The 20,130-nt window shown below is 51.2% G+C and carries 21 protein-coding genes; 8 read left to right on the top strand and 13 right to left on the bottom strand.

Going from position 1 to position 20,130, the window contains the following annotated elements; translation table 11 throughout:
- Positions 1 to 44: 44 nt before the first annotated feature.
- The 3 genes from ABWO75_RS01475 to ABWO75_RS01465 are packed head-to-tail and all read right to left on the bottom strand — an operon-like array spanning position 45 to position 2,501.
- On the bottom strand, positions 45 to 791 hold the full coding sequence (locus tag ABWO75_RS01475; protein ID WP_353181833.1) for a DUF5683 domain-containing protein: 747 nt from the start codon (positions 789 to 791) through the stop codon (positions 45 to 47).
- Positions 791 to 1,702 (bottom strand): ParB/RepB/Spo0J family partition protein, encoded by a 912-nt coding sequence (locus ABWO75_RS01470; RefSeq protein ID WP_353181831.1) that lies wholly within the window; start codon positions 1,700 to 1,702, stop codon positions 791 to 793. Before ABWO75_RS01470 ends, ABWO75_RS01475 begins: the two co-directional genes overlap by 1 nt.
- A 1-nt stretch (position 1,703) precedes the next feature.
- Complete coding sequence (locus ABWO75_RS01465; RefSeq protein ID WP_353181829.1) at positions 1,704 to 2,501, bottom strand: ParA family protein; 798 nt, start codon at positions 2,499 to 2,501, stop codon at positions 1,704 to 1,706.
- A gap of 171 nt (positions 2,502 to 2,672) precedes the next feature.
- Between ABWO75_RS01465 and ABWO75_RS01460 the strand changes: the two genes are divergently transcribed.
- Positions 2,673 to 3,194 carry an NADPH-dependent FMN reductase gene (locus ABWO75_RS01460; RefSeq protein WP_257657231.1) on the top strand — a complete coding sequence of 174 codons (522 nt, stop codon included), beginning with the start codon at positions 2,673 to 2,675 and terminating at the stop codon, positions 3,192 to 3,194.
- Here ABWO75_RS01460 and ABWO75_RS01455 read toward each other — a convergent pair.
- From ABWO75_RS01455 to ABWO75_RS01445, 3 genes are all read right to left on the bottom strand, one after another.
- Positions 3,181 to 4,620: a M16 family metallopeptidase gene (locus tag ABWO75_RS01455; RefSeq protein WP_353181826.1), complete on the bottom strand. Its 1,440-nt coding sequence runs from the start codon at positions 4,618 to 4,620 to the stop codon at positions 3,181 to 3,183. The two genes, ABWO75_RS01460 and ABWO75_RS01455, sit on opposite strands and share 14 nt — an antisense overlap.
- A gap of 30 nt (positions 4,621 to 4,650) precedes the next feature.
- Positions 4,651 to 5,985: a M16 family metallopeptidase gene (locus ABWO75_RS01450; RefSeq protein ID WP_353181824.1), complete on the bottom strand. Its 1,335-nt coding sequence runs from the start codon at positions 5,983 to 5,985 to the stop codon at positions 4,651 to 4,653.
- 97 nt (positions 5,986 to 6,082) lie between these two features.
- Positions 6,083 to 7,243, bottom strand: a complete 1,161-nt coding sequence (locus ABWO75_RS01445) for a glycosyltransferase family 4 protein (protein WP_353181822.1) — start codon at positions 7,241 to 7,243, stop codon at positions 6,083 to 6,085.
- Between the two features lie 142 nt (positions 7,244 to 7,385).
- Here ABWO75_RS01445 and ABWO75_RS01440 point away from each other — a divergent pair, with 142 nt between their 5' ends.
- From ABWO75_RS01440 to ABWO75_RS01420, 5 genes are all read left to right on the top strand, one after another.
- Entirely contained in the window at positions 7,386 to 7,745 is a 360-nt protein-coding gene (locus ABWO75_RS01440; protein WP_353181820.1) for a hypothetical protein, read from the top strand.
- 61 nt (positions 7,746 to 7,806) lie between these two features.
- Positions 7,807 to 9,132, top strand: coding sequence for a DEAD/DEAH box helicase (locus ABWO75_RS01435; protein ID WP_353181818.1), 1,326 nt, complete (start codon positions 7,807 to 7,809; stop codon positions 9,130 to 9,132).
- A complete protein-coding gene (locus ABWO75_RS01430) occupies positions 9,129 to 9,377 on the top strand; it encodes a hypothetical protein (protein WP_353181816.1) in 249 nt (82 codons plus the stop codon). Before ABWO75_RS01435 ends, ABWO75_RS01430 begins: the two co-directional genes overlap by 4 nt.
- 76 nt (positions 9,378 to 9,453) lie before the next feature.
- Positions 9,454 to 9,804: a gliding motility protein GldC gene (gene gldC, locus ABWO75_RS01425; RefSeq protein WP_257657224.1), complete on the top strand. Its 351-nt coding sequence runs from the start codon at positions 9,454 to 9,456 to the stop codon at positions 9,802 to 9,804.
- A gap of 18 nt (positions 9,805 to 9,822) precedes the next feature.
- Positions 9,823 to 10,230: an EVE domain-containing protein gene (locus tag ABWO75_RS01420; RefSeq protein ID WP_353181813.1), complete on the top strand. Its 408-nt coding sequence runs from the start codon at positions 9,823 to 9,825 to the stop codon at positions 10,228 to 10,230.
- A gap of 2 nt (positions 10,231 to 10,232) precedes the next feature.
- Here the strand turns inward: ABWO75_RS01420 and ABWO75_RS01415 are convergent, their stop codons facing one another.
- The 7 genes from ABWO75_RS01415 to ABWO75_RS01385 form a co-directional block, all read right to left on the bottom strand.
- The gene (locus tag ABWO75_RS01415; RefSeq protein ID WP_353181811.1) at positions 10,233 to 10,760 is read right to left on the bottom strand and encodes an acyl-CoA thioesterase; all 528 of its coding nucleotides are present in this window, start codon (positions 10,758 to 10,760) and stop codon (positions 10,233 to 10,235) included.
- Positions 10,761 to 10,775: 15 nt separating this feature from the next.
- On the bottom strand, positions 10,776 to 11,717 hold the full coding sequence (locus tag ABWO75_RS01410) for an SDR family oxidoreductase (RefSeq protein ID WP_353181809.1): 942 nt from the start codon (positions 11,715 to 11,717) through the stop codon (positions 10,776 to 10,778).
- A gap of 23 nt (positions 11,718 to 11,740) precedes the next feature.
- Positions 11,741 to 12,709 (bottom strand): M20/M25/M40 family metallo-hydrolase, encoded by a 969-nt coding sequence (locus ABWO75_RS01405; protein WP_353181807.1) that lies wholly within the window; start codon positions 12,707 to 12,709, stop codon positions 11,741 to 11,743.
- Between the two features lie 5 nt (positions 12,710 to 12,714).
- Complete coding sequence (locus ABWO75_RS01400; RefSeq protein ID WP_353181805.1) at positions 12,715 to 13,365, bottom strand: lipoprotein signal peptidase; 651 nt, start codon at positions 13,363 to 13,365, stop codon at positions 12,715 to 12,717.
- A gap of 81 nt (positions 13,366 to 13,446) precedes the next feature.
- Positions 13,447 to 13,833 carry a TraR/DksA family transcriptional regulator gene (locus ABWO75_RS01395; RefSeq protein ID WP_353181803.1) on the bottom strand — a complete coding sequence of 129 codons (387 nt, stop codon included), beginning with the start codon at positions 13,831 to 13,833 and terminating at the stop codon, positions 13,447 to 13,449.
- Positions 13,834 to 13,836: 3 nt separating this feature from the next.
- On the bottom strand, positions 13,837 to 17,250 hold the full coding sequence (gene ileS, locus ABWO75_RS01390; RefSeq protein ID WP_353181801.1) for an isoleucine--tRNA ligase: 3,414 nt from the start codon (positions 17,248 to 17,250) through the stop codon (positions 13,837 to 13,839).
- Between the two features lie 520 nt (positions 17,251 to 17,770).
- Positions 17,771 to 18,124, bottom strand: a complete 354-nt coding sequence (locus ABWO75_RS01385; RefSeq protein ID WP_353181799.1) for a HesB/IscA family protein — start codon at positions 18,122 to 18,124, stop codon at positions 17,771 to 17,773.
- Between the two features lie 108 nt (positions 18,125 to 18,232).
- Between ABWO75_RS01385 and ABWO75_RS01380 the strand changes: the two genes are divergently transcribed.
- Together ABWO75_RS01380 and glyA are read left to right on the top strand one after the other, a co-directional pair.
- Positions 18,233 to 18,760: a DUF7935 family protein gene (locus ABWO75_RS01380; RefSeq protein WP_353181797.1), complete on the top strand. Its 528-nt coding sequence runs from the start codon at positions 18,233 to 18,235 to the stop codon at positions 18,758 to 18,760.
- Positions 18,761 to 18,844: 84 nt separating this feature from the next.
- Positions 18,845 to 20,116: a serine hydroxymethyltransferase gene (gene glyA / locus ABWO75_RS01375; RefSeq protein ID WP_353181795.1), complete on the top strand. Its 1,272-nt coding sequence runs from the start codon at positions 18,845 to 18,847 to the stop codon at positions 20,114 to 20,116.
- Positions 20,117 to 20,130 lie beyond the last annotated feature (14 nt).

The following is a 20,130-nucleotide window of genomic DNA, read 5'->3' as shown; positions in this document are numbered from 1 at the left end:
CTAAAATAATTTACTGGTATCCGGGAATAAAGGCCGGTAGCGGATTATTTGCCCAGGTCGATGGTTAATTTTACACCAAACGCATACGGCTGATGGGCAAAGGCCGCTGCTGGCTGCTGCAACAGGGTAGGGGCGACACGGAACCCGAGGTCTTCGCCGATATCCCAGCGGTATTTGAGCATGGAGTTGACATAAGCCTCAATGCCGTTGATGCCCCACCAGGCAACGGTCAGCAGCACCATGAGGTCGCGGTTCCGACGGTAATAATCCTTGGCCGCAATCATGCGCTGCGTACCCTGACTGTCCTTGGCTACGTTGGGATACTTGGTGTTGGGCGGCTCGGCATGGTTATTGGCCAGCCGGTACTGGACCTCATGGAGGATCTCGCGGTAATACCGGTTATTGAAGTTAAATACCACCACGGTTGTGGCAAATCCGCCGTATATTACCGGTACTTTGATCCACCATAAACCGCCGTTGGTATACTGGCCCCATCCGGGTACGATAAGCGAACGTTTCCATGCCTTGCGGCTGAGTTCCTCGATGGCCAGCCTAGCCGAATCTTTAAATACCACAGGTTCCTGCTGTTCCGCTGCCTCCCGCTCGCGCCGTTCACGAAGCCTTCTTTCCCGCCTTGTTTCGGTGTCCGCCGTATCCGCATCACTTACGCTATCACGGGCTACAGCCATCGACGTCGTATCGCGTTGCAGGGTGTCCGGCACCTGTGCCCACAGCGTACCCGTTAACAGCAGGGTACAAAGCACGGTGAATAGCAGGTGCAAGCGGTTCATCACCAATCTAATAATTCGAGAATCCGGTTTAAATCATCCTCTGAGTGAAAAGGGATTTCGATGGAGCCGTCCCCCTTCTTGCCGGTACGCAGCCGTACTTTGGTGGCAAACCTGGAGGCCAGGTCATCTTCTACTTTCTGATACTGGAAGGACAGTGCCGTTGCTTTCTTGTTTTTGGCAGGTGTCCGAAGCTGTTGCAACTCACGTACGAGTTCCTCGGTCTTCCGGACGGACAGTTCTTTTTTTACAATCTCCCGGAAGATGTAAAGCTGTTTGTCGATTTCAGATACATTAATCAGCGCCCGTGCATGACCCATGCTGAGTTGCCCGTCGCGGATAGCCGCCTGTATTACCGGAGGTAGTTTAAGCAGGCGTAAGTAATTCGTCACGGTAGACCGGTTTTTGCTTACCCGTTCACCGAGCTCCTCCTGCTTGAGGTGACATTCCTCAAGCATCCGCTGAAAACTTAATGCGACTTCGATCGCGTTCAGGTTTTCACGTTGGATATTCTCGATCAGCGCCATTTCCAGTAACTGTTGGTCGTTGGCGGTGCGGATGTATGCCGGTATTTCGGTCAGCCCCGCAAGTTTGGATGCCCTTAGCCTGCGTTCACCACTGATTAGCTGATACGTGCCGTTGTCCGCTTCGCGCACAGTGATTGGCTGGATCAGCCCCTGTAGTTTAATGGAAGCCGCCAGTTCACTAAGCGCCTCCTCGTCAAAATCTGTGCGTGGCTGGAACGGATTGATCGCAATCCGGGAAATGCTGACGAAACCGATGGAACCCGCGGCGGGCTGTGCAGGTACCTCGCCGATCGACTGGTCTTCCGGTGTCCGTTGTGTTATTTCCGTGTCATCGAGTAAGGCACTAAGGCCTTTACCTAAACCTGTTTTTCTTTGTTGTGCTGCCATCTTATACGCTTACCTGTTCTTTCTCCTCTTTTACAAGACCATTTTTTTCAAGTATTTCACGGGCCAGGTTTAAATAATTGATCGCCCCTTTGCAGTTTGCGTCGTGCATGATCACCGACACACCAAAGCTGGGTGCTTCACTTAAGCGGGTATTGCGTTGGATAATGGTGTCGAAAACCAGCTCGTTGAAATGCGATTTTACTTCTTCCACGACCTGGTTGGAAAGCCGAAGGCGGACGTCGTACATCGTCAGCAGAATGCCTTCGATCTCCAGATCCCTGTTGAGCCTGTTTTGAACGATTTTGATGGTGTTCAGCAATTTGCCGAGTCCTTCAAGTGCAAAGTATTCACACTGTACGGGAATAATAACTGAATTGGCCGCCGAGAGCGCATTAATGGTGATGAGCCCCAGCGAAGGTGAACAGTCGATCACGATAAAGTCGTATTGATTCTTTAACTGATCCAGCACGCGCTTCATTTTATATTCCCGTTCATGCAGATTAATCATCTCGATTTCGGCACCTACAAGATCAATGTGGGCAGGCAATAAATCCAGGTTCGGCGTGTCCGTGCGCTGTATAGCCTGCTGCGGATCAAGGTCATTAATCAGACACTCGTAAACGCTGGCTTTGATGGTACGTGGATCATACCCGATACCGGACGTTGAATTGGCCTGTGGATCGGCATCTACCAATAAGGTTTTATATTCCAATACCGCTAGACTGGCAGCTAAGTTGATGGATGAGGTCGTCTTACCGACACCTCCTTTCTGGTTGGCTATTGCAATAATTTTACCCATGGATGATGACAAAAATAATGATTCGTTGGGGCCGTATTCCTAAAGTAATCGCTAATTTGTACTTTTGGATCGTTCAACGCGAATAAGGGGCTAAGATACGAATTATTCACGATGCCTTAAAATGCAATATGCACGAATAACGCATGTTGCGTGTCCTTTAAATAGATTCAAATGATCACAATTGTTTCGGGAACAAACCGCCCAAATAGTAATACGTTTAAACTGGCCAGTTATTATCAACACCGGCTTACCGAAAAGCATGTGGCTTCCCATATGCTGTCGTTAGCCGACCTGCAGGCCAATTTTATTTCGGCGGAGATGTACGGAAAATGCAACGAAACATTCCGTCCTTTCCAGGACCGGGTTACTGCTACCGAAAAATTTATCTTTATCATCCCCGAATACAACGGGAGTTTCCCGGGTATCCTGAAGACATTTATGGACGCCTGTAAATTTCCGGACAGTTTCTTCAACAAGAAAGCCGCATTGGTGGGCCTTTCCAGCGGTAAATACGGTAATATCCGGGGGGTCGACCACTTTACCGGCGTCTGCCACTACGTTCGCCTGAACGTGTTGCCGCTACGCATCCATATCCCGCATATTTTTAGCGAGTTTAATAGCGAAAACCGGCTCTTTAAAGAAGATACACTTCGGTTTACCGACGAGCAGATCGAAGAATTTATTCGGTTTTAGGAGTTCCGTTCCCTGCGTCTCCGTTCACCGGATCGCCCGTTACCGTATAAAAGCGTACCGTCCCCCATTCTTTCAGCTTATCGGCGAAATCGTCGGTCTTTCCGACCACGGTAATCTGTAATCCGGAGCCGTGGACATACTTCGCTGCCGCCGCATTGGTCTGTTCCAATGTCAGCGCATCGAGGTTTTTCAGGTAATTCTTATAATAGTCTTTTGGTAATTCCTGCAGTTCTGTATTGATGGCAAAACGCGCAATGGTAGCGGGTTGTTCCAATGACCGGGCAAAGCTGCCTGCCAGTGCAGCCTTGGCAAGATCCAGTTCGGCCTGTGTGATGGTGCGTTGTCCGAGGCGCTGCAATTCATACACAAATTCGTGGACGGCACTGTCCGTCACGGCATTCCGTACGCTGGCACTTGCGTCCAGTGTCGCAATCAACTTGCCGGGGGTAATGCCGCCATACGCACCGTACGTATACCCTTTGTCTTCACGGAGGTTAAGGAACAGCCGGCCTGACGATCCCCCGCCAAGGACCCGGCTTACCACATTCGTGGCGATGACATCCGGATCATTTGGTTTAAGCACAAAGGGGTATCCGACATGGATGACCGACTGGGCACTTGCCGGGCGGTTTACCAGGACTACGTTATTCTCCGCCGCTGCTTTGGGTAGCGGCCATTCGTGATGGGGTACCGTTCCCTGCTGCCAGTCCGCAAAATGGCGGTTTGCCAGTGCTTTTGCTTCATCCACGGTAATATCCCCAACAATGGCTAAATAGGCAATGTTGGGTTTAAAGTAAGTGTTGTAATAGCTTTTGATGTCATCCACCTGGATGCGGGCAACCGTTTCCTCCGTTTCGGTTTCGCCGTAGGGGTGATCCTTGCCATACATCACGGCGTTCCGTACCACGCCCGCGATGCTGTTCGGATCGTCTTTGGCGGCAGTGAGACTAGAGATAAGTTGTTTTTTTAGCTTATCCAGTTCACTTTGCGGAAAAGCAGGATTAAACAGGACATCGGTAAAAAGTTCGAGCAATTGATCGTTATACTTTTTGAGTGACGATGCACTGGCCGACGTTGCCGATACGCTGACCTGCGATCCGATGCGGTCAATTGCCTCATCGAGTTCGTCCTTGCTGCGCGAAGCCGTACCGCCCATCATCATTTCGCCCACCAGTGTGGTAATACCGGCTTTATCTCCTTCCAGAATAGGGTCACGGTCGAGTACCAGTGAATAGGTAACACGGGGCAGCTTGTGGTTCTCCACCACAAAAACGTTCAGTCCATTGGGCAGGGTAAACGTAACCGGATCACCGATATTGATTTCCGGAGCGGGACCCGGTTCGGGGTAGTTGCTGCGGTCTACCTGGGCAGCGATCATTCCGATACCAACTAACATGAAGAATAGGTAACTGCTGATCTTTTTCATTTTTTTCTATTTAATTGGTAATGGTCAATTTTATTGATTCTGGGCAGCCGCTTTAGGCAGGTAATGCAGTACCACACGCCCGTCTCTGGCAAGGTATTGCCGCGCCACCCGCTGGATGTCTTCCCGCGTCACCCGGTTGTATTTTTCCATTTCATGGTTGATTTCATTGGCATCGCCGAAAAAGGTCCATGCTTCGGCCAGGCTCTCCGCAATCCCGGCAACCGATGCGTGCTGACTGACAATGGCGTTTTCAATCTGTGCGCGGAGTTTCTGGAAATCTTCTTCGGTAATGCCCTGTGCAATCACCTTGTTAATCTGTTCGTCTATCGCCTGCTCCAGGGTGTCTGCCGATACGCCCATATTAGCAATACTATACAGCAGAAACACACCGCCATCTTCGAGATCCAGCGGATAAGCGCCAACCGTAAGGGCCTTCTGTTGCTTATCTACAATCTCTTTGGTAAGCAGCGAACTGTTACCGCCGGTTAGGTAGGTGGAAAGCATGTCCAGTGCCGGACCGTCGGCGTGTTTCTTTGGCGGAAGGTTATACGCCTGGATCACGGCAGGCAGCTGGATATTGTCGTATACCGTATCGCGGATTTCCGCATTTCGCTTGGGTTCGATGACGGAAGGACGGACGATTCTGCCCGTTCCTTTCGGTATCTCCTCAAAATATTTCCTGATCCATGCCTCCGCCTGGGCATAGTCAATATCGCCGGCAATAGAAAGCACGGCATTGTTCGGCACGTAATACGTCTTGTAGAATTGCATAAACTCATCCAAGGTTGCTGCATTCAGGTGTTCGATGGAACCAATCACCGTCCAGTGATACGGGTGTTTCTGGTGGGTGCGTTTGAATGTTTCCATCAGGATGGTGCCGTAGGGCTGGTTGTCATAGCGCTGCCGCATCTCCTCCTTTACCACGCTTCGCTGGGTTTCGATGCCAATGGAGTCGATTTTTGCATGCAGCATACGCTCACTTTCCATGTACAGTGCGGTTTCCAGGTAATTTGAGGGCACTACTTCATAATAGTAGGTAATATCGTTTGTGGTATAGGCATTGAGCGTGCCGCCGATCGATTCGATTTTCTTCATGTATTCGCCGCGGCCGATGTGCTCCGTGCCCTCGAAGAGCAGGTGCTCAAAAAAATGGGCAAAGCCGGTGCGTGATGGATCTTCGTTTTTGGACCCCACGTGGTACATCACGGATACAGCCACGATCGGTGTGGTTGTGTCCTGATGGAGTAATACCTCAAGGCCATTGTTAAGCCGGAACGTCTTGAAATCGATGTTGTTCTGGGCCGTTGCACTGCCTAGCACACCTATGGAGGCGCAGATCAAAGCCAATATGGATTTTTTTATCATAACGATCGTGCGGTTGCTGAAAAAGCTTGTTTGATTCAATGCAAGTTTACAATTATTTGGATACAAACCAGCGTGTTTTGTTACAATGGCGCTGCAATTATTCGGGCTTACCGGTGAGCGCTTGGTAAATATCCATCAGCAATACCCGGTTTACCGTGGCTGTGTAACGCTGTTCAAAACGTGCACGGGCCTTTCTGCCAATCGCGGCACGATCGGTTTCGTCCAGTTGCAACCATTCAGCTATCCGGTGCTGTAACCCCCGGGCATCCCCGGAGGTGAATAACCATCCATTTTCCCCGTGGTTGATCATCGTAGCCATCGCCCCGAGATCGCTGGCGATTACCGGTGTACCCGAGGCAAATGCCTCAAGGAGCGTCATCGGCATTCCTTCGTACCAGATGGACGGGAAAACCAATGCCGAACATACCGCCAGTTCCGCGCGGATGTGCTGCGCATTGAGCGCGCCGAGGTAATGGATATTGGGGTGCTGTTTACCGTAAGCCAGTACCTTGTCCTTCAATGGCCCATCGCCTGCAATCCGCAGCGTATGGCCAGTATGGGCGAATGCCTGTAGCAACACGTCAATGCCTTTTTCTTCGGCAAGCCGGCCCACGAACAGAAAATGAACGCTACGGGGCCGGTCGGTAAGCGGAAATCCGGTTGCAAAGTTGGGTTTAACGGCAAATTTAGCCGCCGGTACCCCAAAGGAAGAGTTCACGAAAAGCTGCTTCGCAAAGTCGGTTAACACCAGGTAACGGTCGACCTGGTTCCATGTTCCCAGTTGTTTGTGGAGCCATACGGTCAGTGCCAGCCAGCCCGTCTTTATCCGTGAATGGCTGTGTACACCCAGCCGTACGGCATCCCATGGAAAAGCCGTGTGCAAGCTTTCCGTAAATACCTGCCCGTTATGGAACAGCGTAGCCGATGGGCAAAGCAGGCGGTAATTGTGCAACGTCATGACCACCGGTATGCCCCTTCGCTTAGCGATACGGACGGCAATCGGCCCGATTGCGTAATGCAGGTTATGGATATGGATGATGGTTGGCGCGTGCTGCCTGATTGCCCGTTTCACCCGCTGGCCGGCCCAGATATTCCAGGGCGACCAAAGGGTCTGCCACAATCCACGCCAGCCCTTTTGGTTCCGGAAGGTAAGCGTGGAGACGGCCGCTGTGTCGTTCAGCAGGTCTCTTTCCTGCCCGAAAACAACGTCTTCACCCCCCGGGTGCTGGTAATGATTGTGGATGATTAATATGCGCATTAATGCAGGTGAATGGAAACAAAACTACAAATCGCCCTGCGAATTAAAAAATAGGATGTCTACGCCCCGATTTTTATTTCCGCCCGAGAACCATTATCTTTAATGCTGTAACCTAAAGAAGTCGACCGATAAACCTCATGCGATGGAAAAATGCTGCCTGGACTGCCAACAGCCTATTGTTGGCCGGGCCGACAAGAAATTTTGCGATGATGCGTGCCGGAGTAATTATAATAACCGCATGCGCAGCCGGGAAACGGCATATTTTCGAAAAATTAATCATATCCTTAAAAAGAACCGTAATATCCTTAAGGTACTGAATCCGGAGGGTAAGGCAAGGGTCGGCACCGGCGCCATGCGGGCTCTGGGGTTCGATTTTAAGTATATTACGGAGATTTATACCACCAGACAGGGCAGCCAGTACCGGTTTTGCTATGAATACGGTTACCTGTTACTGGAAGATAGCCGGGTGCTGTTGGTAAGACGCGATGTGCCCTTAACCTGAACGCGGTGTTCGCATACATCCCCTTCATCCTGTATTGATGCGCTTTTCCTATCTTTGCCGGATGGAACGGAATACCTTTGCGGATTTTAAGTTCAATAAGCAGCTCCTGAGCGCGATTGAAGAGGCGGGTTATACTGCGCCTACGGCCATCCAGCAGAAAGCCATTCCGCCGGTGCTGGCCGGGCAGGACGTAATGGGTATCGCCCAGACCGGCACAGGGAAGACCGCTGCATTTGTGCTGCCGGTATTGATGAAACTGAAATATGCGCAGGGCCAAGATCCGCGGGCGCTGATCCTGTCGCCCACCCGTGAACTGGCCATGCAGATCGAGGAAAACATTCGCCTGTTTGCCCGATATACCGACCTGCGGACGGTTGTCCTATACGGAGGGCTTGGCCCGAAAACACAGATCGCCGAACTTGATAAGGGAGTGGATATCCTCGTGGCTACTCCGGGCCGTTTTCTTGATCTCTACCTCGCGGGGCATATCGTTACCAAATCGCTGAACGTGCTGGTGATTGACGAGGCGGATAAGATGATGGATATGGGTTTTATCGGCAAATTGCACCGTATCCTGGAAGTAGTGCCCCGGAAACGGCAGAACCTGTTGTTTTCGGCAACCATGGGCGAGCTCGTGCACAGGATTGCGGGCGATTTTCTGGCTTTCCCAACCATCGTAGAGGTAACGGAGCAGGCCACGCCGGCGCAGACGGTAACACAGACGCTCTATTATGTGCCCAACCTCAAAACCAAGATCAACCTGCTTCAGCACCTGCTTAAAGACGATGAAGCACTGCATCGGCTTATTGTTTTTTGCAAAACCAAGGCGGTAGCGGACCAGGTGTTTCATTTTCTTGAGCGCAGGTACGGGGCAGACAACGTAAGGGTCATTCATGCCAATAAAGGACAAAATACACGGATCAATTCGATTAACGCATTCAAGGCCGGTGAAATCCGGATCCTGGTGGCTACGGATGTAGCCGCAAGGGGACTGGATGTCAGCAACGTGAGCCACGTGATCAATTTTGATGTGCCCATCGTTATCGAGGATTACGTGCATCGCATCGGCCGTACGGGCCGCGCATTTCAGACAGGTGACGCCATCACGTTCTGTAACCCTGCCGAGGCCTATTATATCCATAAGATCGAAAAGCTTATCCGGCAGCAGATCCCGGTGTCGGATATACCGGAAGGTGTATTTATCGAACAGACCGGGTTCGAGGAAAGGCAGGCCATTGCACGGGAAATTGACAACCAGAAAAGGAAAGAAAACCCCGAATTCAAGGGAGCCTTCCATGAAAAGAAAACCACAAACCAGAAGTCAACCGGCAGTCATGCAGGAGCATTTCAAAAGCATAAATCCCGGACACGCAAGCCGAAGCGATGAAACCCATGCGAATTACCCCGTTAAATATTGCTGCCGCGTTACTGATGACCGGAATCCTATGGCAGCTGCTGATGAATGACAAGGGAATAGCCGGCATTGGCTGGTTTTTGTTACTTTTGCTGGTGCTTGTCGTGGCAGACCAGTTTTTCCGCCTCATGCTGCGCCGGTTAAAGCGAATCTGGATCGCCGAAGCCATTTTTATTGCGATGGTGGTATTGGTCATCTGGTTCATCAGGATCGGGTGATTATTGTTAAAGAACAAGTTATATAGATGAAACCTGCGGAGCAAGCTTCATCACCGTTAAAGAACAAGTTATATAGATGAAAAAGGCAGAGATAAAATTGACAATTGAGCTGGACGAAAACAACGTACCCGACCAGATTACCTGGGAATCTACCGATGGGGAAAATAAAGAAGCCCTGCCGGCGAAGGCCCTGTTCCTGTCGCTTTGGGATCACCAGTATAAAAATTCGCTTCGCATTGACTTGTGGACCAAGGATATGCCACTGGATGAAATGAAGCGGTTTTTTTATGAGACATTGCAGACCATGGGCGACAGCTTCATCCGCGCTTCAGGCGACGACGCCATGGCAAAAGCCGTAATCGGCGACCTGCGTGACTACTGCGAACATTTCGCTGAAAAGATGGAAGTCGTGCAGAAGCAAAACTAACCTGAAATAGATCCGGCCATGAATTATTTTTTAGTAAAATCGGAACCGTTTAAATACAGCTGGCAGCAATTCCTTAAGGATAAGCGTACCTACTGGGACGGTGTACGCAATTACCAGGCCCGCAATAACCTCCAAGCGATGAAGGAAGGCGATCTGGTTTTATTTTACCACAGTAACGAGGGCAAGGAAGTGGTTGGCATTGCTAAAGTGGTAAAAGAGGCCTATCAGGATCCCACTACGGCAGATGAACGCTGGGTAGTGGTGGATTTATCTCCGGTGGAAACCCTAAAAAAACCGGTTACGCTGGAAGCCATCAAAGCAGATGAACAATTGCAGGATGTTGCATTGGTGAGGCAGGGGAGGTTGTCCGTCATGCCGCTTACGCGTGCACATTTCGACCGCATCATTGCGTTGGGTAACGGATAACGTTAATCTTTAACCACCTCTTTAAAGAGGTTTTGAAGCTCCTTTGCGTCTTTAGGTTTGAGTTTTCCGGCCAGCACCAACCGCAGTTCCCGCCGGTATAATGCTTCATCGTACAGCTTTTGCTCTTCCGCAGTTTCCGGTATGAGCCGGGGAACAGCCATGGTTTTACCCGCTTCGTCGATGGCCACGAACGTATAAAAAGCTTCATTTGATTTTACCCGTGTAGCCGAAGGAATGTTCTGCGCCCACACGGTAAGCCGAACCTCTACCGATGTGTTGAATGCCCGTGTCACCTGTGCCTCGATGCTAATGACATCGCCCAGTTTGATGGGGTGCTTAAATGAAACGTTGTCCACAGAGGCCGTTACCACAATGCGGTTGCAATGTTTCTGGGCCGATATGGCGGCGGCAATATCCATCCAATGCAGCAGACGCCCGCCCATTAAATTATTCAGTGGGTTGGTGTCGTTGGGCAATACCAACTCATTCATGATCGTGAATGATTCGCGGGCAAACTTCTGCTGGCTCATGCTGCAAAGATGGGATTAATTTTTGTCTTTCACATCTTTTGCCCGTAGCTGGCGGTCGACCACCGCCAACCCTTCCTGAAAGCTGTGTGGCGCATAACCCAGTATTTTTCGTGCTTTCTCCAGGTGAAATCCGGTGCGTGCAGGCCGTGGTGCCGCCTGGCTCAGCGTAGTGGAGCTGATCTGTTTGATGAGCGATTTATCCAGCTGCCAGTAATCGGCAACAGCTGCCACCAGTTCGTCAATGGCAAAGAAATCTTCCCCTGAAATATGGAAAACACCTTCGGCACCTTTCGCCGCCGCCAGCAGACAGGCCTGTGCCAGGTCTTCAGCCAGGGTGGGCATGCGCCATTGGTCGTTTACCACATTCAGCGGCTGGCCTTTTTCCAGTGCACCTTTGGCCCACAGCACAATGTTGCTGCGGCTCATGTCGGCCACTACGCCGTATACCAGTATCGTACGAAGGATGGTCCACTTGCACGACGATTGCCGGATCAGGTGTTCTGCATCCAGCTTGCTCTGGCCGTATAAACTCAGCGGGTTGGGCTCATCGTCTTCCGCGTATGGGCCGTGCTGGCCATCAAAAATAAAGTCGGTTGACAGGTGGATAAAATGGATACCCAGTTCCTCACATAATGCCACCAGCTCCTGTACCGTGTCGACATTCAGCCTGCGGCAGCCGGCCGGGTCCTGTTCGCAGACATCCACATGAGTCATGGCCGCCGTATTAACGATCACATCCGGACGTTCCTGTGTAATGACCTCCCGCAGCCGTTGTTTATCCAGGATGTCCAGGTCGATATAACGGTAACCGGTACTGACCGGGTGCCGGTTTTCACCACGGGAAGTTGCGATTAAGTCAATCTGTCCGTCTTGCAGCACCAGGTCGGTAATCTTCTGCCCCAGCAATCCGTTGCTGCCGGTAACCAGCAGGCTAAATGTTGAACGTGTTGATGTCATATGCGGTATTTAATATCATAGCGTTAATCCGCCGCGGTAAACGGCAGTTTATTTTTTTCCATGGCCCGTTCAATGAGCTGTATTCCCAGGTTCACAATCTGGGCCATCGCCCGGTAATCAATCTTGTCCGGATCATCGCCCGGGGCGTGGTAATCGGGATGTCCACCGGTATGGAAAAACAATACCGGGACGGATGCCATGTAAAATGAATGGTGATCGGAGCCTCCCTTACCGGCATTGTCGGTAAAATACCGGATAGGTGTCTGTATCCCTTCAACAATTTCGGGCCATAACGGACTTGTGCCATACCCGCCAATACCGAGTCCGCGGTCCGGTTGGTACCGGCCGATCATGTCCATGTTAAACATGAAATGAAGCTGCTGCAGGGGTATGGTCGGATGCTCTACAAAGTAGCGGGAGCCCAATAGCCCAAGCTCTTCTGCAGAAAACGCAATAAATAATAAGTTATAGGGTTCTGTTTTGTTATTCTGGCTGAAATAACGGGCAAGTTCAAGTAATCCCGCCACACCTGATGCGTTGTCATCGGCCCCGTTATGGATTTTACCCGACGGCTCCGGATCTTTTGACCCTCCCTGCATCCCCAGGCCCAGGTGGTCGTAATGCGCACCAATGACAATGGTATAAGGTGCCCGGTTATCAATGAAGCCAAGGAGGTTGCTCGCCCGGGGGATAGGGGCTTTAACCACTACCCGGCTTACCCTGGCCGTAAAAGGCTGGTCGTATTGCCGGCGGGGACCGCCGGGTGCCAGCCCGTATTTCTTGAATTGGCCGACAATGTAGCGGGCGGCTTTGCGCAGTTCCCTGCTGCCGGTGCCACGGCCCTTCATGTCGTCCGAGGCCAGTTGTTCGATATGGGTGCGGATCAGCTGCTCGTCGGCATGCTGGGCAGCTGCGGTAAGAGAACCACTGCACAGCATCCATAACAGGAAAAAAAAACCGTTGGGCCGTTTCGTGGGATAAGCCTTTTTCATCGGTCTTAATCTTCTACCACCTCGCTGTTGTAGCTCGCCGGCTCCACAACCTCTTCCTTGAAATAACGTTTCTGATAAATTAAGATGAGGATTACACCAACGGTAATCGCCGAATCGGCAATGTTGAACACAGGTCTGAAAAAGAGAAAATCAGACCCGCCCCATATCGGGAACCAGTCAGGGAAATTGCCCTTCACCAACGGGAAATACAGCATATCCACCACTTTACCGTGGAATAAACCCGAATAACCGCCTTCGACCGGAAACAGCCGGGCTTTCTCAAACCAGGTGCTCTCACTGAACAGCATGCCATAGACGGTCGAGTCAATGATGTTTCCGAGCGCTCCGGCAAAAATCAAGGCCACATTGAGGATAAACCCCCTGTGGTATTTGTTTTTGACCATGTAATGCAGGCCGTATGCAATGCCGATCACCGCCGCGATGCGGAACAGGGACAGGGCGAGTTTGCCGGTTTCGCCGCCGAACTCCAGGCCAAAGGCCATGCCGTTGTTTTCGGTAAAATGGATGATAAACCAGTCGCCCAGTATTTTATACTCCTGCCCGAGTGTCATATTGAGCTTGATCCAAAACTTAACAAGCTGGTCGATCAGCAGAACAGACAAAACGAGTATAAGCGGTTTGGTATAGCCTTTCATGGTTTAGCGGTTCGCATTTAGCCGTTAGTGATCAATGCCGCAGGTTGATTCCGCAACTGATAAGCCAACAGCTAATGGCTATTAATACTGTTTCATTTTCGCTTCGATGCTCAACGTCGTATGCGGTACTGCGCGGAGCCGTTCTTTCTGGATCAACTTGCCCGTTTCGCGGCAGATGCCATAGGTCTTATTTTCGATACGAACCAATGCAGCCTCCAGGTTATCGATGAATTTCTTCTGACGGGCTGCCAACTGATTGGTCTGCTCTTTTTCCAGGGTAGCCGAACCATCTTCTAAGGTTTTAAACGTACCTGCCGTATCGTCAGTCCCATTGGCATTACTGCTGTTCAGCGAGTTGGTCAATGCTGCCAATTCTTCCTTGGCTATGCGGAGTTTTTCCAGAATGATTTCCTTGAATTCCTGGAGCTCCACATCACTGTACCGTGTTTTTTCGCTATTATTTGCCATAATTTACACTTTTTCAATTAATACATTTAATTCCTGCTCCCCGATTGCTACGGTATCTCCTGAAGGGAGGTCATCCTCGAATAGCAAAGAGTCTGCCAAGATCTCGGTACGAATATAAGATAAATTCGCCGTTGCTGCCTCGGTGATTTCGGGGATATTGCTTGCCCGAACGGCTATCCGGTCGGTTACTTCCAGCCCACGTTCCTTGCGCAGGTTCTGTATCCGGTTAACAAGTTCGCGGGAAATTCCCTCGCTTTTCAATTCCGGAGTCATGTTGATATCCAGCGCTACCGTGAGTTTGCCCAAGTTAGCCACCTGCCAGCCGGCTACGTCCTCGGCGATGATTTCCACGTCGGATGCCTGTACGGTGTAAGGCGTGTTGGGCAGGGCAATGGCTCCTTCCTGCTCAAGTACGGCAATTTCCGCTGCGCTGAGTGATTGGATGGCGCTGGCTACCGTTTTCATGTCTTTGCCCACCTTGGGTCCAAGCGTCTTGAAATTCGGTTTTATTTTCTTTTTAATGATACCGGATGTATCGGTAATGAATTCGATGGCCTTGATGTTGGTTTCCGATAAAATCAGTTCTTTAACGTGTGTTACATGCTCTCGGAACTGATCGTCCAGCACCGGCAGGAGGATTTTGTTGAGCGGCTGCCTGACATTGATGCCCGTTTTCTTGCGCAGCGAAAGCACCAGCGAAGAGATGTCCTGCGCAAGGCTCATCTGCGCTTCCAGTCCCTTGTCTACCAACTCGGCATGATACGCCGGGAAATCAGTCAGGTGAACGGATGCTGCCATGTTTTTGCCGGTAACCGCATCCAGATCCAGGTACAGGCGGTCGCTGAAAAACGGAGCGATCGGCGACATCAGTCTGGCAACGGTATCGAGGCAGGTATACAGCGTCTGGTAAGCGGAAATCTTGTCTTCACTGTATTCGCCCTTCCAGAAGCGCCTGCGGCACAGCCGTACATACCAGTTACTCAGGTGTTCATCGACAAACGCCTGGATGGCACGTGCCGCCCGTGTCGGCTCAAAATCCGCGTAATATCCGTCAACCTCCTGGGTCAGGCTATTCAGCAACGAGAGAATCCACCGGTCGATTTCGGGGCGTGCCGCCGCCGGCACGTCTGCTTCTTTATAGGTGAATTTATCGATATTGGCGTACAGGGCAAAAAAGGCATAGGTGTTGTACAGGGTGCCGAAAAACTTACGGCGGACTTCATCCAGGCCCTCTTCGTTAAATTTCAGGTTATCCCAAGGCGCCGCATTGGAAATCATGTACCACCTGGTGGCGTCGGCGCTGTGTTTTTCAATGGTGGTAAAGGGGTCCACGGCATTTCCCAGCCGTTTGGACATCTTGTTGCCATTCTTGTCCAGCACCAGTCCGTTGGATACCACATTGCGGAAGGCTACCGATCCCCGAAGCATAGTGGATATGGCGTGCAGGGTGAAAAACCATCCCCGGGTCTGGTCTACACCCTCGGCAATGAAATCTGCCGGATATGCGCCTTCAAACCCGGCGTTAAACGGGGTGTCGCTGCCGGCAGCCAGTTTTTCTTTGTCGAGCCCCCATTGCGCAAACGGCATGGCGCCGCTGTCGAACCATACGTCGATCAGGTCCGGTTCACGGAACAGTTTCTGTCCACCGTCTGATACAAGGACCAGGTCGTCTACGTACGGGCGATGCAGATCCAGCTGGTCTGTGCCGAACCTGCTGAGGTACTCCCGCAGTTTTTCTTTTTCGGTTTCAGCCAGCACCGTGGAAGCGAGGCTGCTTTCGATATGTGCTTTCAGCTCGTCGATTGAACCGATACAGATTTCTTCGTTTTCATCCTCGCTCCGCCAGATCGGAAGCGGTGTGCCCCAATACCGTGAGCGGGAAAGGTTCCAGTCGACCAGGTTCTCCAGCCAGTTGCCAAAGCGGCCCGTGCCGGTGGCTTCGGGCTTCCAGTTGATGGTTTTGTTGAGGGCTACCAGCTCATCCTTAACCGCGGTGGTGCGGATAAACCAGCTGTCCAGCGGATAATAAAGTACCGGCTTGTCCGTGCGCCAGCAGTGCGGATAGCTGTGCTCATATTTCTTAACCTCAAAGGCTTTGTTTTCTTCCTTGAGTTTGATGGCGATCAACACATCGGTGGATTTGAAATCGGCACCGGCCCGCGTCGCATCGTCGTAATATTCTTCCTTGACAAACCTGCCGCCGAATTCGCCGATTTCCCTGACAAACCTGCCACGCTTATCGACGATGGGTACGTCTTTGCCGTTTTCATCTTTTACAAATACACCCGGTACCCCGTTTTCCCTGCTTACACGAAAGTCATCCGCACCGAATGTGGCCGATGAATGCACAATACCCGTCCCGTCTTCCGTCGTCACAAAATCGCCTGCAATTACCCGGAAGGCATTGGCTTCCAGGTCGGCGTTGGTAACATAGGGCATCAACTGGTGATAACGGAGGTTCAGCAGCTCACTGCCCGAAAATTCCGCGCGGATTTCCCAGGGGATTAACTTATCGCCATGCTGGTAATCCTGGAAGGCGGCATGCTGCGCTTCCGGCTTGAAGAATTTACCCACCAGGTCTTTGGCCAGTACCACGCTGACCGGTTCATATGTATAGGGGTTGAACGTGCGGATCTTTACGTAGCGGATGGTATTGCCCACCACCAATGCGCTGTTCGCCGGCAATGTCCAGGGCGTGGTTGTCCAGGCCAGAAATGCGGTATCTTCATTTTCCTCTTCAAACAAGGTGCTCATGGCCGGATGAACCTGGTCCTTTTTAATGCGGAATTCCGCCACGATGGTCGTGTCCTTAAGCTGCTTATAGGTTCCCGGCTGATTGAGTTCGTGCGAACTCAAACCGGTACCCGCCGCCGGTGAATAGGGCTGGATGGTATAGCCTTTATACAGCAGTCCTTTTTTATGCAGTTCCTTGAGTATCCACCACAGGGTTTCAATGTATTCGGTTTTGTAAGTGATGTAAGGATGTTCGAGATCTACCCAATACCCCATTTTTTCGGTGAGGTCGTTCCATACGTCCGTATATTTCATCACCTCCTTACGGCATGCCGCATTGTAATCGGCCACGGAGATTTTTTTACCAATATCTTCCTTGGTAATGCCGAGTGTTTTTTCGACGGCAAGCTCGATGGGCAGCCCGTGGGTATCCCAGCCGCCTTTACGCTTTACCTGGTAGCCCTTGAGTGTTTTGTAGCGACAGAAAATATCTTTGATTGCACGGGCCATCACGTGGTGTATCCCCGGCATGCCATTGGCAGAGGGAGGGCCTTCGTAAAACGTATAAGGCTTGTTGGCCGGCCGGTTGCGGATACTTTTTCCGAAAATATCCTCCGTTTGCCAACGTTCCAGTATTTCCCTGCCGATTTCGGGCAGATTCAGTTGCTTATATTCCTTGTACATCGCTATCGTTGTCTACAAAACCACGTGTCAGCGCCGGCTGACCGGATGGATTTATCGCATTAAAAACAATTACGCTAATAAAATGAGGATGCAAAGATAACGAATTTGCATGAAAACTGGAAGCTGTCCGGTGGATGTGGCAGGCCGGGTAATGGCCTTTCCCTCCTTATTTTCACCCGATGTTATTCGACAGGTGTTCGAGTGCGCTTCGGGACCTGTTCGGGTGCTGTTCGACACTGCTTCGAGGCTTGTTCGAGTGCTGTTCGACACGGCTTCGAGACCTCTTCGAGTCCGCTTCGGGGCTATTCGGCGTGCAATGCATTGCTTTCCGAACACCTGCGAAGGACTTCCGAAGCCATGTCGAGGAAATCCCGGAGCAGGAACGAAGTAAATCCGAATAAGTATCGAATAAATGCCGAAGAAAAGTGAAACAGCGTCCGGGTTTGCCGCTATGTCAGGATGGAACGGCACCCTTTACCGTCCGCTTGCCGGGGGCTGCAATAGGTGTGCGCGCAGCCGGTTACGCTGAAAATGATGACCCGCATCCGCAGGTGCTGCTGGCATTGGGATTGTTGAATATAAATCCGCGGGCATCAAGGCCGTTTTTGAAGTCGATTTCCATGCCGGCCAGGTATAACCCGTGCGCCTTGTTCATGAATATCCGGATTCCCGAGATATCGTATTCGGAGTCACCGTCTTTCTTTTGATCAAACCCAAGGATGTAATTCATTCCGGCACATCCACCGCCCTCCACGCCGACGCGCAGACCAAAGTCATCTGAAATTTCCTGTTGCTCTTTCAGCTTTTTGAGTTCGTTAATGGCGCCCTCCGTCATGGTCAGGGGTGCCGGCGATGTCAATGTTGCTGTACTCATATCACTGGCCTGTTTAAATTATATTCATACAAAATTACATAAAAATGCCCACTTTTGTGTGAGTTTGCGGATTTTTACGTTCTGCAAACAAAAGAAACTGAATGGATAATGGACATCGCCGCATTTTTTATTGACCTTGTAAAATATACGCTGGCCGGCAGTTTGGTGCTCGGTGCGGCCTACTGGATATACTGGCCACGCTATAACCAGCACGTGTTCCGGTTGAAGATGCTGGAACTGAAGCGCGAGACCAAAAAGGAATTGCTGCCGCTTCGGTTACAGGCGTATGAACGCATTGTACTTTTCGTCGAGCGGATCAATCCGGTCAACCTCGTTGTGCGGTTACATGAACCGCAGCTCAGTGCAGCGGATTTCCACCAGCTGCTGCTGCGGGAAATCCGCTCGGAGTACGAACATAACATCACCCAGCAGCTGTATGTAAGCGACCGTGCATGGGGCATCACCCGGCAGCTCAAAGACCAGACAGTAGCCCTGATCCGAAACGCTGTAGCGGGTTTGCCGGACACGTCTACTGCCAAGGAACTCAGCACAACGATACTCTCGCATCTTTCACAGCTTGAGGACGATCCGTACCGAACCGCCCTTGGGATAATAAAAAACGAATTGCCGGAATAATGGTACGGATGAACTATTAATATTGAGTTCAAAATCATATCTTTGCGCAACTTTTAAGTTATTTATTTTTTCTTTAACACCATAATGAAAAGGGACACAACCATCTTCAATCTGATTGATCAGGAGCTCAAACGCCAGGAGGAGGGCATTGAACTCATTGCATCGGAGAATTTCGTGAGTAAACAGGTAATGGAGGCCGCCGGTTCGGTGCTGACCAATAAATATGCCGAAGGGCAACCCGGCAAGCGCTATTACGGCGGTTGTGAGGTGGTTGACGAGGTAGAAAATCTTGCTATTGAACGGGCGAAGCAGCTTTTCAATGCGGAATGGGTGAACGTACAGCCGCATTCGGGCGCACAGGCCAATGCCGCGATGTTTCTGGCGATCCTGAATCCGGGAGACAAGATCCTGGGTTTTGACCTTTCGCACGGCGGGCACTTAACCCATGGTTCGCCGGTCAATTTCTCTGGTAAATTGTACCAGCCGTTTTTTTACGGTGTGGACAAAGAAACCGGACTGATCGACTATAAGCAGCTGGAGGAAACCGCGCTGCGGGAGAAACCAAAGGTGATTATATGCGGTGCTTCGGCATATTCACGCGATTGGGATTATGCATTTATCCGCCGCGTAGCCGACGAGATCGGCGCATTGCTGGTGGCTGATATCTCACATCCCGCCGGCCTGATTGCCCGGGGATTGCTTACTGACCCGCTGCCACATTGCCATATCGTATCAACTACCACCCATAAGACCCTGCGCGGCCCGCGTGGGGGCCTGCTGATGGTGGGTAAGGATTTTGAAAATCCATGGGGAATCAAAACACCCAAAGGGGAAACCCGCAGCATTACATCCCTGCTTGACCTGGCTGTTTTTCCGGGCACACAGGGTGGACCGTTGGAACACATCATCGCGGCTAAGGCGATTGCTTTTGGAGAAGCCCTGAGCGATGATTACATGGAATATATTGTACAGGTGAAGAAAAATGCGGCGGTGCTGGCACAGGTGTTCATCGATAAGGGATACGACCTGATTTCCGGCGGTACCGACAATCACCTGATGCTGATTGATCTGCGGAACAAGGGCATCAGCGGCAAAGCCGCGGAAGCTGCCCTAGGCAAAGCAGGGATCACGACCAATAAGAACATGGTGCCCTTTGACGACCGGTCACCGTTTGTTACTTCGGGAATCCGCCTGGGTACGGCTGCGATCACTACGCGGGGCGTCAAGGAATCGGAAATGCTGGAAATTGCCGAGTTTATTGACGTGGCCCTGCTGAAGCATGACGATGATGCTGCGTTGCAGAAGATTCACAATAAAGTAAAAGACATGATGGCACGGTACCCGCTGTATAAATAGCCACGTGCCCCAAT

Origin of the sequence: Parapedobacter lycopersici (genome assembly GCF_040395035.1) — a bacterium.
Taxonomy (GTDB): Bacteria; Bacteroidota; Bacteroidia; order Sphingobacteriales; family Sphingobacteriaceae; genus Parapedobacter; species Parapedobacter lycopersici_A.
This window is presented reverse-complemented; position numbering and strand designations above follow the sequence as displayed.

Excerpts from the sequence above, each read along its gene's own strand:
- ABWO75_RS01475 (WP_353181833.1), bottom strand. The coding sequence starts at position 791 with ATGAACCGCTTGCACCTGCTATTCACCGTGCTTTGTACCCTGCTGTTA.
- ABWO75_RS01470 (WP_353181831.1), bottom strand. The coding sequence starts at position 1,702 with ATGGCAGCACAACAAAGAAAAACAGGTTTAGGTAAAGGCCTTAGTGCC.
- ABWO75_RS01465 (WP_353181829.1), bottom strand. The coding sequence starts at position 2,501 with ATGGGTAAAATTATTGCAATAGCCAACCAGAAAGGAGGTGTCGGTAAG.
- ABWO75_RS01460 (WP_257657231.1), top strand. The coding sequence starts at position 2,673 with ATGATCACAATTGTTTCGGGAACAAACCGCCCAAATAGTAATACGTTT.
- ABWO75_RS01455 (WP_353181826.1), bottom strand. The coding sequence starts at position 4,620 with ATGAAAAAGATCAGCAGTTACCTATTCTTCATGTTAGTTGGTATCGGA.
- ABWO75_RS01450 (WP_353181824.1), bottom strand. The coding sequence starts at position 5,985 with ATGATAAAAAAATCCATATTGGCTTTGATCTGCGCCTCCATAGGTGTG.
- ABWO75_RS01445 (WP_353181822.1), bottom strand. The coding sequence starts at position 7,243 with ATGCGCATATTAATCATCCACAATCATTACCAGCACCCGGGGGGTGAA.
- ABWO75_RS01440 (WP_353181820.1), top strand. The coding sequence starts at position 7,386 with ATGGAAAAATGCTGCCTGGACTGCCAACAGCCTATTGTTGGCCGGGCC.
- ABWO75_RS01435 (WP_353181818.1), top strand. The coding sequence starts at position 7,807 with ATGGAACGGAATACCTTTGCGGATTTTAAGTTCAATAAGCAGCTCCTG.
- ABWO75_RS01430 (WP_353181816.1), top strand. The coding sequence starts at position 9,129 with ATGAAACCCATGCGAATTACCCCGTTAAATATTGCTGCCGCGTTACTG.
- gldC (WP_257657224.1), top strand. The coding sequence starts at position 9,454 with ATGAAAAAGGCAGAGATAAAATTGACAATTGAGCTGGACGAAAACAAC.
- ABWO75_RS01420 (WP_353181813.1), top strand. The coding sequence starts at position 9,823 with ATGAATTATTTTTTAGTAAAATCGGAACCGTTTAAATACAGCTGGCAG.
- ABWO75_RS01415 (WP_353181811.1), bottom strand. The coding sequence starts at position 10,760 with ATGAGCCAGCAGAAGTTTGCCCGCGAATCATTCACGATCATGAATGAG.
- ABWO75_RS01410 (WP_353181809.1), bottom strand. The coding sequence starts at position 11,717 with ATGACATCAACACGTTCAACATTTAGCCTGCTGGTTACCGGCAGCAAC.
- ABWO75_RS01405 (WP_353181807.1), bottom strand. The coding sequence starts at position 12,709 with ATGAAAAAGGCTTATCCCACGAAACGGCCCAACGGTTTTTTTTTCCTG.
- ABWO75_RS01400 (WP_353181805.1), bottom strand. The coding sequence starts at position 13,365 with ATGAAAGGCTATACCAAACCGCTTATACTCGTTTTGTCTGTTCTGCTG.
- ABWO75_RS01395 (WP_353181803.1), bottom strand. The coding sequence starts at position 13,833 with ATGGCAAATAATAGCGAAAAAACACGGTACAGTGATGTGGAGCTCCAG.
- ileS (WP_353181801.1), bottom strand. The coding sequence starts at position 17,250 with ATGTACAAGGAATATAAGCAACTGAATCTGCCCGAAATCGGCAGGGAA.
- ABWO75_RS01385 (WP_353181799.1), bottom strand. The coding sequence starts at position 18,124 with ATGAGTACAGCAACATTGACATCGCCGGCACCCCTGACCATGACGGAG.
- ABWO75_RS01380 (WP_353181797.1), top strand. The coding sequence starts at position 18,233 with ATGGACATCGCCGCATTTTTTATTGACCTTGTAAAATATACGCTGGCC.
- glyA (WP_353181795.1), top strand. The coding sequence starts at position 18,845 with ATGAAAAGGGACACAACCATCTTCAATCTGATTGATCAGGAGCTCAAA.